Here is an 11,851-nt window from a genome sequence, read left to right as displayed (position 1 = left end):
CCATGCGCCCCCGTGCCGCCGCCCTCGCGTCCGCAGCCGCTCTCCTCCTGGCCGTCACCGGCACGCTCGGCGCCGCGCCGCCCCGCGTGAGCCTCCCGCTGCCGGACCGCATGGCCGACACGGGCGGCGGCACCCAGCTCATCACCGCCCGGGCCGCACACACCGGCTCCACCACCGGCACGGTCACGTGGTGGGACCGCAGCGGCGGGCGGTGGACGCGGGCCGGGTCAGCGGCGGCGCGCTTCGGGGCCAAGGGCCTCGTGGAGGGCGGCTCCCGCAAGCAGGGGACGAACACGACGCCCACCGGGCTCTTCCGCCTCCCGTACGCCTTCGGGATCAAGCCCGCGCCGCACGGCACGGACTACACCTACCGCCGTATCGCGAAGAACTCCTGGTGGTGCCAGGACAACGCGTCGCGCTCCTACAACCGCTGGACCCAGCCCCGCCCCGGCGACTGCCGCGCCGCCGAGTCCGAGCACCTCGTCACGTACGACCCCCAGTACACCCACGCCCTGGTGATCGGCTTCAACTACGACCGCCCGGTGCGCGGGCGCGGCGCCGGGATCTTCCTGCACGTCAACGGGCGCGGGGCGACGGCGGGCTGCGTGTCGGTGCCCGTGGACGCGATGCGGCGGATCCTCGCGTGGGCCGACGAGAAGCGACGGCCGCACATGGCGATCGGCACGGACTCCGGGGCGACGGCGATCGGGCGCTACTGACGCGGTCGGCGACCGGCCGGCCAGACGGGCGTCGGCATCTTCGTGTAGCGACCACATATCGAGACGGGTTTGCGTCCGCGCGGCGCGGCGGCGTTGCATCGCCGGGTGCAGACCGAACAGACGATCCCCAGCTCCACGCAGGCCGGCGACAAGGCGGCCCGCCTCGCCGTCACGGTCTTCCCCGTCCTCGTACTCGTCGCGGGCGCGCTCGGCCTGCTGACGCCGGACACCTTCAAGAGCTGGGGCACGAACGTCCCGTACCTCCTGGGTCTCGTCATGTTCTGCATGGGGCTCACGATGACGCCGCTCGACTTCCAGGGCGTCGTCAAGCGGCCCTGGGCCGTCGCGCTCGGCCTGGTCGCCCACTACGTGATCATGCCGGGGCTCGGCTGGCTGATCGCTCACGCGCTCGGGCTCTCGCCGCAACTCGCGGCCGGCGTGATCCTCGTCGGCTGCGCGCCGAGCGGCACCGCCTCCAACGTCGTTACCTATCTGGCGCGCGGCGACGTGGCCCTCTCCGTCTCCGTGGCCACCGTCTCCACCGTGCTCGCGCCGCTCATCACGCCGCCCCTGACGCTGCTGCTCGCCGGCGAGTACCTGCCCGTGGACGCGGGCTCGATGGTCACGGACATCCTCAAGACCGTGCTGCTCCCGGTGTTCGCCGGTCTTGTCGTGCGCCTGCTGTTCGGGCGCTACATCAAGCGCGTCCTCAGCGCCCTGCCGTGGTTGTCCGCGCTGACCATCGCCGTGATCGTGGCCGTCGTGGTCGCGGGCAGCGCGGCGGCCATCAAGTCGGCCGCCCTTCTCGTGTTCCTCGCCGTCGTGCTGCACAACGGCCTCGGCCTCGCGCTCGGCTACGGCGCGGGCAAGCTGGCCCGCCTGGGCCCGCCGGCCTCGCGCGCCATGGCCTTCGAGGTCGGCATGCAGAACTCGGGGCTCGCGGCGTCGCTCGCCACGGCCCACTTCAGCCCGCTCGCCGCGCTGCCCGCCGCCGTGTTCTCCGTGTGGCACAACGTCTCGGGGGCCCTGGTCGCCGCCTGGATGTCCTACCGGGCGCGGCGGAGCGAGAAGCTCGCCGAGCAGGCCTGACGGCGCACCCCGCACAAAGGATCTTCTGGCGGCCATAGACAGGACGGATCACCTCCGCTTACCTTCTAGACATGCCTGGACAGGTTCATAAACATCATCGCGTCGCGCACGTACTCGCCGACGAGATCCGCGCCGGGGTGCACGCCGACGGCAGCCGGCTGCCCGGCGAGCACGCCCTGCGGGAGCGGTTCGGGGTCAGTCGCACCACCGTCCGGCAGGCGCTGAGCGTCCTCGGCGAACAGGGCCTCATCGAGACGCACGCGGGCATCGGCTCGCTCGTCACCTTCGACGGCACCCCGCTCGACCAAAAGCTCGGCTGGACCCGCGCCCTCGCCGACCAGGGCACCGAGCTCTCCACGGACACCCTGCGCTTCGAGCGGATCACCGACTCCGGGCTCGCCGCCGAACTCGGCCTCGCGGACGACTGCTTCATCGCCCTCGACCGCGTCAGGCGCCTGCCCGACGGCGCCGGCATCTCCCTGGAGCGCAGCCGCGTCCCCGCCGTGCCCGCCCTCGCCGACCTGCCCGAGCGCGGCCTCGAAGGCGGCTCCCTGAACCGGACCCTGCTCGCCGCGGGACACGTCGCCGCGTCGAGCGACGCCCACATCACGGTGTCCGGCCTCGGCGACGAGGACGCGGGGCTCCTGCACCGCGCGCCGGGCGAGCCGTTCATCCGGCTCTCCCAGGTCTTCCGCGATGCCGACGGTGAGGTGGTGGAGCAGGTGTCCAGCCTGCTCGACCCGTCCCGGTTCCAACTGCACGTCCGCACCGGCCGAGGAGGCCACTGATGACCACCGCACCGCCCGACCTTCTCGACCGCGCGCTCGGCGCGTTCTACGGACTCGCGCTCGGCGACGCCCTGGGCATGCCGACCCAGATCATGTCCCGCGCCGACGTCGTACGGGTCTACGGCACCGTCACCGGATTCGAGGCCTCCCGGTCCGACAACCCCGTGAGCGCGGGCATGCCCGCCGGTTCCGTCACCGACGACACCGACCAGGCGGTCATCGTGGCGCGGCTGCTCGTCGAGGGCGGCGGGCACATCGAACCGCTGCGGTTCGCAGACGAACTCCTCTCCTGGGAGCGGGAGATGAAGGACAAGGGCTCCTTCGACCTGCTCGGCCCGTCCACCAAGGCCGCCCTGGACGCCGTCGCGGGCGGCACCGACCCCAAGGAGGCGGGCAAGTACGGCACCACCAACGGCGCCGCGATGCGCGTCACGCCGGTCGGCATCGCCTTCGCCGCCGATCCGCTGCCGGACTTCCTCGACCGGGTCGTGGAGTCCTGCCAGGTCACCCACGACACGAACGTCGGCATCGCGGGCGCGGCGGCCGTCGCCGCCGCGGTGAGCACCGGTGTCGCGGGCGGCACCCTCGACGAGGCCTTCGACGCGGCGATCACCGCCGCCGAGGCGGGCGCCCGGCGCGGGAACTGGATCGCCGGAGCCGACATCTCCGCCCGTATCGCCTGGGCCCGCGAACTGGTGGCCGGCCTGGACGAGGCCACGGCCCTGGACCGCGTCGTCGCCCTCATCGGCACCAGCGTCGCCAGCCAGGAGTCGGTGCCCGCGGCGTTCGCGGTGCTCGCGCTGACCGGCGGCGACCCGTGGCGCAGCGCGCTCCTGGCCGCGAACCTCGGCGGCGACAGCGACACGATCGCCGCGATCGCGGGCGCGATCGCCGGATCGGTGCACGGCCTCGCGGGCCTGCCCGCCGACGCCGTACGCACCCTGCGCACGGTCAACAGCCTCGAACTCGCGCCGCTGACGGCCCAGTTGCTCACCCACCGCTAGTCCGACCCACCGCTGGTCCGACCCACCGCTGGTCCGACCCACCGCTGTTCCACTCCCCCGTTCCTGCCCCCGTTCCCCACGTACCGCGCAAGGAGGTTCCGTCATGGACGCTTCGACGAAGAACGTTTCGGTCGGCACCGTAGAGACCCGAGGGATCGAACCGGTCCCCGACAGCGAGCGTCATGGCCACGCGGGCCAGATGTTCTGGACCTGGTTCGCCGCCAACATCTCGATCCTGGGCCTGCCGCTCGGCGCGACGCTCGTCGCCTTTCGCGGACTGAACATCTGGCAGGCCGCGCTGGTCGCGATCGTCGGCGCGTTCGGTTCGTTCGCGCTGGTGGGGGCGTTGAGCCTGGCGGGCAAGAAGGGCGGCGCGCCCGCGCTCACGCTCTCCCGCGCGGTGTTCGGACAGCGGGGCAACGCGGGCCCGACCCTGGTCTCCTGGCTGAGCCGGGTCGGCTGGGAGACGATCACGACGACCACGGCGGCGTACGCGCTGCTCGCCCTCCTCGGCGTGGCCTTCGACGTCGACCAGAACACCTTCCTGACCGTGCTCTGCCTGCTCGTCTTCATCGCCTGCACGCTGCTGATCAGCGGCCTCGGACACGCCACGATCATGTGGATCAACAAGTGGGCGACGGTCCTGTTCGGCGTGCTCAACCTGGTCGTGATGGGCTTCCTGGTCGCCACCGTCGACTGGTCGAAGGTCCTGGAGACCCCGGCGGGACCGACCAGCGGTGTCGTCGCGGGCATCGGCTTCATCGCCGCGGGCACGGGCATCGGCTGGGCCAACGCCGGTGCGGACTACGCCCGTTACCTCCCGCGCACGATCCCCGGGCGCCGTCTGATCACCGCGTCGGCCTTCGGCGCGGGCATCCCGCTCGTGCTGCTCATCTCGCTCGGCTCACTCCTGACGGCGGGCGATCCGTCGCTTGCCACGTCCTCCGACCCGGTCTCCGCGATCAACGCGATGCTGCCGTCCTGGATGGCGATCCCGTATCTGATCGCGGCCTTCGGCGGCCTGCTGATGTCGAACCACCTGTCGACGTACTCCGCGGGCCTCACCATGATCACGCTGGGTCTTCGGGTGCCGCGGGCCTGGGCCGTGCTCATCGACATCGTGCTGATGTTCCTCGGCGGCATCTACTTCATGCTGATCGCCGACGACTTCTACGGCCCGTTCTCCGCCTTCCTGACGCTGCTCGCCGTACCGATCTCCGCCTGGATCGGCGTGATCGCGGTCGACATGATGCGGGGCCGCGACTACGACCCCGAGGCCCTGATGGACACCTCGCGGACCAGCCGCTACTGGTACACCGGCGGCTTCCGGCTGCCCGCCGTGCTCGCCTGGGTGGCGTCGATCGTGGCGGGGCTCCTGTTCACGACCGCCGGTACGGGCTCGGACGACGTGTGGTTCTCCGGGCCGCTCGCCGACACCTGGCCCGGCGTCAACGGCCTGGGCTGGGCGGTGGCCATCGTGGTGGGCGGCGCGGTGTACGCGGCCTTCGGCGGGCGCGGCCGCCCCTCCGCCGACCCCGCTTCGTCCCCCGCATTCGAGGAGTCCGTCCGATGAGCACGACTTCGTCCGCCCCGCGTCTCGTCCTCGCGGGGAACGTCATCGCCGACCTCGTCATCGAGGTGCCCGCCCTTCCCGAGCGCGGCGGCGACGTCATCGGCTCCCGTACCCGGCTGTACGCGGGCGGCGGCTTCAACGCGCTGACGGCGGCGCGGCGCCTGGGGGCCGACGCGGTGTACGCGGGGCTGCACGGGACGGGGCCGTACGGGGATCTCGTCCGCCGCTCCCTCGCCGAGGAGGGCATCTCGACCCTGCATCCGGTGCGGACGGACGGGGACACGGGGTTCTGTGTGGCCCTGGTCGATGCCGGGGGCGAGCGGACGTTCGTCACCAGCTTCGGGGTGGACGCGCGGATGACGGCGGCGGAGACGGATGCTGTCGCGGGGGCGCTGCGGGCGGGCGACACCGTGCAGTTGTCCGGGTACAGCCTCGTGATGGAGGTGAACGGTCCGCTGCTCTCCGCCTTCGCGGCAGGGCTTCCGGGTGATGTGCGGGTCTGTTTCGACCCGGGGCCGCTGGTCGCCGACATCCCCGCGGGCGTCCTCGACCCCGTCCTCGCCCGGACGGACTGGCTGAGCTGCAACGCCCGTGAGGCCCGCCTGATGAGCGGTCACTCCGAGCCGCGGGCTGCCGCTGCCGCGCTCGTCGGGCGGCTGGCGCCGGGGGCGGGGGTACTTGTGCGGGCCGACAAGGACGGCTGCTGGTTGGCTGCGCCGGGCTCGGACGGGGATGTGGTGCATGTGCCGGGCTTCCCCGTCGACGCCGTGGACAGCAATGGTGCCGGGGATGCCCATGTCGGGGCGTTCCTCGCCCTGTTGGGTCGGGGGCTCGATCCCCTTACGGCTGCGCGTGGCGCGAACGCTGCGGCGGCGTACGCGGTGACGCGGCGGGGGCCGGCCACTGCGCCGGGGGCGGCGGAGCTGGTGGCGTTCCTGGGGGATGATCCCCTGGGTGAGTTGCTGGGGTAGGGGCGGCCCCTGCGGGGCTTGCCCCAACCCCGCCCCTAGACCCCCGACAAGATGGCCTCAAACGCCGGCCGGGCTGGCTTTACCAGCCCGTCCGGCGTTTGAGGACGAACTCGGCGAAGCCGGTGATTGCGGCAACCAAGGCCCCTGCGCCAGCGGGTTTCCGGGAAGGGGCGGTTAGGGGACCAATCAGTGCTCGTTCGATGCCAACCGCAGCAAGTGGTCCGCCAGAGCCTGGCCCCCAGTAGCCTCCCTGCTGATCAGCATCAAGGTGTCGTCCCCCGCGATAGTCCCCAGAATGTCGTGCAGCTCCGCCTGGTCGATCGCCGAGGCAAGGAATTGCGCCGCACCCGGCGGAGTACGCAGGACGACCAAGTTCGCCGACGCCTCCGCGGAGATAAGGAGCTCCGCCGAGAGCCGCCGCATCCGCTCCTCCTTGGCGGACTCCCCGAGCGGCGCACGCGGAGTGCGGAACCCGCCCTCGCTCGGCACCGCGTAGATCAAGTCACCCTCGGCATTGCGGATCTTCACCGCGTTCAGCTCGTCCAGGTCCCGCGAAAGCGTGGCCTGAGTGACCGTCAGACCGTCGTCGGCGAGCAGCTTCGCCAGCTGGCTCTGGGAGCGGACCGGCTGCCGGTTGAGGATGTCCACGATCCGGCGGTGGCGTGCGGTGCGGGTCTGCGGCACGGCGGGCCCGGCGTGATCCGGGTGCTCCATGTGCTCATTGCCTTGCGCCTGGCTCATCGTCGTCTCATTCTCCGGATCGTCCGTCCCCGTCGGCCGCGGTGGCCTGGTCAAGCACGCCGGGCAGGGCCCGGAGGAACGCGTCCACCTCGTCGTCGCGCACGTTCAGCGGCGGCATCAGCCGTACGACATCGGGAGCGGGCGTGTTCACCAGGAAGCCGGCGTCCTGAGCCGCCTGCTGCGCCAGGGGCGCCAGCGGCTCGGTGAGCACGATACCCAGCAGCAGCCCCGCACCCCGGACATGGCCCACAAGCGGGTGTCCCAGTGACTCGATTCCGTCGCGCAGCTTCCCGCTCGCCCGCTTCACGTTGTCCAGGAGTCCGTCGGCCTCGATCGTGTCGAGCACGGCGAGCCCCGCGGCACACGCCACCGGGTTGCCGCCGAACGTCGTTCCGTGGTGACCGGGCTTGAGCAGCTCGGCCGCCGCCCCGAACGCCACCGTCGCGCCCAGCGGCAGTCCGCCGCCAAGCCCCTTTGCGAGCGTGACCACGTCGGGCTGTACGCCCTCGTGTGCGAGGTACTCGAACCAGTGGCCGGTACGGCCGATTCCGGTCTGCACCTCGTCGAGGACGAGGAGGGTTCCGGTGGCCGCGGTGATGTCCCTGGCCGCCTTCAGATAGCCCGCGGGCGGCACGATGACGCCGTTCTCGCCCTGGATGGGTTCGATGATGACGAGGGCCGTCTCCTCGGTGACCGCCGCGCGCAGGGCGTCGACGTCGCCGTACGGGACGTGCGTGACGTCGCCGGGCAGCGGCAGGAACGGCTCCTGCTTGCCGGGCTGGCCGGTCAGTGCGAGCGCGCCCATGGTCCGGCCGTGGAAGCCGCCGTCCGTGGCGACCATGTGCGAACGCCCGGTCAGCCGGCCGATCTTGAAGGCGCCTTCGTTGGCCTCGGCGCCGGAGTTGCAGAAGTACACCCGGCCCGGCCGCCCGAAGAGCTGGAGCAGCCGTTCGGCGAGCGCGACGGGCGGCTCGGCGATGAAGAGGTTCGAGACATGGCCGAGGGACGCGATCTGGGTGCTGACCGCGTCGACGACCGCCGGGTGGGCGTGGCCGAGCGCGTTGACCGCGATGCCGCCGACGAAGTCGACGTACTCCTTGCCGTCGGCGTCCCACAGCGTGCTGCCCGCGCCGCGCACGAGGGGCAGCTTCGGGGTGCCGTAGTTGTCCATCAGCGCGTCCTGCCAGCGCTGGGTCAGCTCCTCGTTGCCGGTCATGCCGCTGCCCCCTCTGTCTCGTCTGCGGGCGCGTCCGGCACGACCATCGTGCCGATGCCCTCGTCGGTGAAGATCTCCAGCAGGATCGAGTGCTGGACCCGTCCGTCGATCACGCGGGCCGTCTCGACGCCGTTGCGCACGGCGTGCAGGCAGCCCTCCATCTTCGGGACCATGCCGCTGGCCAGCTCGGGAAGGAGCTTCTCCAGCTCCTTCGCGGTCAGGCGGCTGATCACCTCGTCGCTGTTCGGCCAGTCCTCGTAGAGTCCCTCGACGTCCGTGAGGACCATCAGGGTTTCGGCGTCCAGCGCAGCCGCAAGTGCCGCAGCCGCCGTATCAGCATTGACGTTGTAGACATGGTGGTCGTCCTGGGAGCGGGCGATCGAGGAGACGACCGGGATGCGGCCGTCGGCGAGCAGGGCCTCGATGGCGCCGGTGTCGATCTCGGTGATCTCGCCGACGCGGCCGATGTCGACCAACTCGCCCTCGATACGGGGCTGGTGCTTGGTGGCGGTGATGGTGTGCGCGTCCTCGCCGGTGAGGCCGACGGCGAGCGCGCCGTGCTGGTTGAGCAGCCCGACCAGCTCGCGCTGGACCTGCCCCGCGAGCACCATCCGTACGACGTCCATGGCGTCCTCGGTGGTGACCCGCAGGCCCGCCTTGAACTCGCTGACGATGCCGTGCCGGTCGAGGGCCGCGCTGATCTGCGGGCCGCCGCCGTGCACGACGACGGGCTTGAGGCCCGCGTGGTGCAGGAAGACGACGTCCTGCGCGAAGGCCGCCTTCAGCTCCTCGTCGACCATGGCGTTGCCGCCGAACTTGATGACGACGGTCTTGCCGCGGTGCCGGGTCAGCCAGGGCAGCGCCTCGATGAGGGTCTGCGCCTTGGGGAGCGCGGTGTGCTTGCGTGCTGTCGGATTACCGCTCATGAGGAGTACGCGCTGTTCTCGTGGACGTAGTCGGCGGTGAGGTCGTTGGCCCAGATCACGACGGGCTCGGTGGTGCCTGCCGCCAGGTCCGCGGTGATCCTGACCTCGCGGTAGCGCATGTCGACGAGGTCGCGGTCCTCGCCCACGCTGCCGTTCTTGCAGACCCAGACGCCGTTGATGGCGACGTTCAGCTGGTCGGGCTCGAAGGCGGCCTTCGTCGTGCCGATGGCGGAGAGCACCCGGCCCCAGTTGGGGTCCTCGCCGTGGATGGCGCACTTGAGGAGGTTGTTGCGGGCGATGGAACGGCCCACCTCGACGGCGTCGTCCTCGGAGGCGGCATTGACCACCTCGATGCGGATGTCCTTGCTCGCGCCCTCGGCGTCGCCGATGAGCTGGCGGGCGAGGTCGTCGCAGACGGTGCGTACGACCTCGGCGAACTCGGCGTACTCCGGGGCGACTTGGGCGGCACCGGAGGCGAGGAGGAGCACCGTGTCGTTCGTCGACATGCAGCCGTCGGAGTCGACCCGGTCGAAGGTGACCTTCGTGGCGTCCCGCAGCGCCTTGTCCAGGACCTCGGCCTCCAGGTCGGCGTCCGTGGTGAGGACGACGAGCATCGTGGCGAGGCCGGGGGCGAGCATGCCCGCGCCCTTCGCCATGCCGCCGACCGTCCAGCCGTCCTTGGAGACCACGGCGGTCTTGTGCACGCTGTCGGTGGTCTTGATGGCGATGGCGGCCTTCTCGCCGCCGTGCGCGGAGAGTTCACCGGCCGCGCTCTCGACACCCGGCAGGAGCTTGTCCATGGGGAGGGTGACGCCGATGAGGCCCGTCGACGCGACGGCAACCTCGCCCGCGTTCAGGTCGAGCGTCTCGGCGACCTTCTCCGCGGTGGCGTGCGTGTCCTGGAAGCCCTGCGGACCCGTACAGGCGTTGGCGCCGCCGGAGTTGAGGACGACGGCCGACACGAGGCCGCCCTTGACGACCTGCTCCGTCCAGAGGACCGGGGCGGCCTTGACGCGGTTGGAGGTGAAGACGCCCGCGGCGGCCAGGCGGGGCCCGGTGTTGACCACGAGGGCCAGGTCCGGGTTGCCGTTCTCCTTGATTCCGGCGGCGATGCCCGCCGCCGTGAATCCCTGCGCTGCCGTGACGCTCACGGTGCCACTCCGATCGTGGTGAGACCGAGCTCTTCGGGGAGCCCGAGTGCGATGTTCATGCTCTGCACCGCGCCGCCGGCGGTGCCCTTGGCGAGGTTGTCGATGGCGCTGATCACGATGACGCGCCCCGCCGTCTCGTCGTACGCGACCTGGATCTGTACGGCGTTCGAGCCGTAGACGGCGGCCGTCGCGGGCCACTGCCCCTCGGGGAGCAGATGCACGAACGGCTCGTCCGCGTAGGCCTTCTCGTACGCGGCCCGTACGGACTCGGCGGTGACGCCCTTGGTCGCCTTCGCGCTGCACGTGGCGAGGATGCCGCGCGGCATCGGGGCCAGGGTGGGCGTGAAGGAGACGGTGACGGGGGTGCCCGCGGCTGCGGACAGGTTCTGGATCATCTCCGGGGTGTGCCGGTGCACGCCGCCCACGCCGTAGGGCGACATGGAGCCCATGACCTCGGAGCCCAGCAGGTGCGGCTTGGCCGCCTTGCCCGCGCCGGAGGTCCCGGACGCGGCGACGATCACCGCTTCGGCCTCGGCGAGCCCGGCGGCGTACGCGGGGACGAGCGCGAGCGAGACGGCCGTGGGATAGCAGCCGGGCACCGCGATGCGCTTGGACCCTTCGAGTGCCGCGCGGGCGTTCGGCAGCTCCGGCAGGCCGTAGGGCCAGGTTCCGGCGTGCTCGCTGCCGTAGAACTTCTCCCAGTCGGCCGCGTCGGTCAGACGGAAGTCGGCGCCCATGTCGACGACGAGGACGTCCGGGCCGAGCTGTTCGGCGACGGCGGCGGACTGGCCGTGCGGCAGGGCGAGGAAGACGACATCGTGACCGGCGAGGGCCTCGGCGGTGGTCGGCTCCAGGACGCGGTCGGCGAGCGGCATCAGGTGCGGCTGCAGCGCGCCCAGGCGCTGGCCCGCGTTCGAGTTGCCGGTCAGGGCGCCGATCTCCACCTCGGGGTGGGCGAGCAGCAGACGCAGCAATTCACCGCCCGCGTACCCGCTCGCTCCTGCCACTGCTGCACGTACCGCCATGGAACCCTCCTCCTAGAGAGCATGACTATACGTATAGACGCAGTTTTATGCAACGACGAAGAGGTGGGTCCGGCAGCGATGAGTTCCCCCGGGAGCAAGGGTCAGTACTGGCAGACAGGCACGCGCCGCTCAGCCGACACGACAGCTCGGCCGAATCGACAGGAGAGAGCCATGCCCCGCATCACGCCCAACCTCTGGTTCGACACGCAGGGCGAGGACGCAGCGAAGTTCTATGTATCGGTCTTCCCGAACTCGAAGATCACAAGCGTCGCCCATTACGGCGAAGCCGGGCCGCGACCGGCCGGAACGGTGATGACCGTCGAGTTCGAGCTCGACGGCCAGCCGTACCTCGCGCTCAACGGCGGACCCGAGTTCACCTTCAACGAGGCGGTCTCCCTCTCGATCGACTGCGCCGACCAGGCCGAGGTCGACCACTACTGGACGAAGCTCTCCGAGGGCGGCGAGGAAGGCCCGTGCGGCTGGCTCAAGGACAAGTTCGGGCTGTCCTGGCAGGTCGTTCCCGCCGCCCTGGGCACCCTCATGTCCGACCCCGACCAGGGGCGGGCACAGCGCGCGATGGCGGCCATGCTCGGCATGAAGAAGCTCGACGTGGCGGCGCTGTACGCGGCTGCGGACCGGAAGTAGTTC

At 71.3% G+C, this 11,851-nt stretch carries 12 protein-coding genes; 7 read left to right on the top strand and 5 right to left on the bottom strand.

The annotated features are described in order from the left end of the window. Positions 1-2: 2 nt before the first annotated feature. The 6 genes from ABZ906_RS40645 to ABZ906_RS40620 all read left to right on the top strand — a co-directional run bounded on the left by ABZ906_RS40645 (position 3) and on the right by ABZ906_RS40620 (position 6,144). Positions 3-719, top strand: coding sequence for a L,D-transpeptidase family protein (locus tag ABZ906_RS40645; protein ID WP_361391434.1), 717 nt, complete (start codon positions 3-5; stop codon positions 717-719). Between the two features lie 105 nt (positions 720-824). Continuing rightward, complete coding sequence (locus tag ABZ906_RS40640) at positions 825-1,808, top strand: bile acid:sodium symporter family protein (protein ID WP_361391431.1); 984 nt, start codon at positions 825-827, stop codon at positions 1,806-1,808. Between the two features lie 71 nt (positions 1,809-1,879). After that, a complete protein-coding gene (locus ABZ906_RS40635; RefSeq protein WP_361391428.1) occupies positions 1,880-2,596 on the top strand; it encodes a GntR family transcriptional regulator in 717 nt (238 codons plus the stop codon). Continuing rightward, positions 2,596-3,600, top strand: a complete 1,005-nt coding sequence (locus ABZ906_RS40630; RefSeq protein ID WP_361391425.1) for an ADP-ribosylglycohydrolase family protein — start codon at positions 2,596-2,598, stop codon at positions 3,598-3,600. The genes ABZ906_RS40635 and ABZ906_RS40630 overlap by 1 nt, the downstream gene beginning before the upstream one ends. 103 nt (positions 3,601-3,703) lie before the next feature. Beyond that, a complete protein-coding gene (locus ABZ906_RS40625) occupies positions 3,704-5,173 on the top strand; it encodes a cytosine permease (protein ID WP_361391422.1) in 1,470 nt (489 codons plus the stop codon). Further along, positions 5,170-6,144 (top strand): PfkB family carbohydrate kinase, encoded by a 975-nt coding sequence (locus tag ABZ906_RS40620; RefSeq protein ID WP_361391419.1) that lies wholly within the window; start codon positions 5,170-5,172, stop codon positions 6,142-6,144. Before ABZ906_RS40625 ends, ABZ906_RS40620 begins: the two co-directional genes overlap by 4 nt. A 186-nt stretch (positions 6,145-6,330) precedes the next feature. Here the strand turns inward: ABZ906_RS40620 and ABZ906_RS40615 are convergent, their stop codons facing one another. The 5 genes from ABZ906_RS40615 to argC are packed head-to-tail and all read right to left on the bottom strand — an operon-like array spanning position 6,331 to position 11,203. Next, complete coding sequence (locus ABZ906_RS40615) at positions 6,331-6,885, bottom strand: arginine repressor (protein ID WP_361196920.1); 555 nt, start codon at positions 6,883-6,885, stop codon at positions 6,331-6,333. 7 nt (positions 6,886-6,892) lie between these two features. After that, complete coding sequence (locus tag ABZ906_RS40610) at positions 6,893-8,101, bottom strand: acetylornithine transaminase (protein WP_361391415.1); 1,209 nt, start codon at positions 8,099-8,101, stop codon at positions 6,893-6,895. Continuing rightward, complete coding sequence (gene argB, locus ABZ906_RS40605; RefSeq protein ID WP_361391412.1) at positions 8,098-9,027, bottom strand: acetylglutamate kinase; 930 nt, start codon at positions 9,025-9,027, stop codon at positions 8,098-8,100. Before argB ends, ABZ906_RS40610 begins: the two co-directional genes overlap by 4 nt. After that, positions 9,024-10,178 carry a bifunctional glutamate N-acetyltransferase/amino-acid acetyltransferase ArgJ gene (gene argJ, locus ABZ906_RS40600; protein WP_361391409.1) on the bottom strand — a complete coding sequence of 385 codons (1,155 nt, stop codon included), beginning with the start codon at positions 10,176-10,178 and terminating at the stop codon, positions 9,024-9,026. Before argJ ends, argB begins: the two co-directional genes overlap by 4 nt. Continuing rightward, on the bottom strand, positions 10,175-11,203 hold the full coding sequence (argC, locus tag ABZ906_RS40595) for an N-acetyl-gamma-glutamyl-phosphate reductase (protein ID WP_361391406.1): 1,029 nt from the start codon (positions 11,201-11,203) through the stop codon (positions 10,175-10,177). Before argC ends, argJ begins: the two co-directional genes overlap by 4 nt. A 171-nt stretch (positions 11,204-11,374) precedes the next feature. Between argC and ABZ906_RS40590 the strand changes: the two genes are divergently transcribed. Beyond that, positions 11,375-11,848: a VOC family protein gene (locus ABZ906_RS40590; protein ID WP_361391403.1), complete on the top strand. Its 474-nt coding sequence runs from the start codon at positions 11,375-11,377 to the stop codon at positions 11,846-11,848. Positions 11,849-11,851: the final 3 nt, after the last annotated feature.

Origin of the sequence: Streptomyces sp. NPDC046925 (genome assembly GCF_040644915.1) — a bacterium.
GTDB lineage: Bacteria > Actinomycetota > Actinomycetes > Streptomycetales > Streptomycetaceae > Streptomyces.
This window is presented reverse-complemented; position numbering and strand designations above follow the sequence as displayed.

Coding starts and splice junctions, on each gene's coding strand:
- ABZ906_RS40635 (WP_361391428.1), top strand. CDS start 1,880: ATGCCTGGACAGGTTCATAAACATCATCGCGTCGCGCACGTACTCGCC.
- ABZ906_RS40620 (WP_361391419.1), top strand. CDS start 5,170: ATGAGCACGACTTCGTCCGCCCCGCGTCTCGTCCTCGCGGGGAACGTC.
- ABZ906_RS40630 (WP_361391425.1), top strand. CDS start 2,596: ATGACCACCGCACCGCCCGACCTTCTCGACCGCGCGCTCGGCGCGTTC.
- argC (WP_361391406.1), bottom strand. CDS start 11,203: ATGGCGGTACGTGCAGCAGTGGCAGGAGCGAGCGGGTACGCGGGCGGT.
- ABZ906_RS40590 (WP_361391403.1), top strand. CDS start 11,375: ATGCCCCGCATCACGCCCAACCTCTGGTTCGACACGCAGGGCGAGGAC.
- argB (WP_361391412.1), bottom strand. CDS start 9,027: ATGAGCGGTAATCCGACAGCACGCAAGCACACCGCGCTCCCCAAGGCG.
- ABZ906_RS40645 (WP_361391434.1), top strand. CDS start 3: ATGCGCCCCCGTGCCGCCGCCCTCGCGTCCGCAGCCGCTCTCCTCCTG.
- ABZ906_RS40625 (WP_361391422.1), top strand. CDS start 3,704: ATGGACGCTTCGACGAAGAACGTTTCGGTCGGCACCGTAGAGACCCGA.
- ABZ906_RS40610 (WP_361391415.1), bottom strand. CDS start 8,101: ATGACCGGCAACGAGGAGCTGACCCAGCGCTGGCAGGACGCGCTGATG.
- ABZ906_RS40615 (WP_361196920.1), bottom strand. CDS start 6,885: ATGAGCCAGGCGCAAGGCAATGAGCACATGGAGCACCCGGATCACGCC.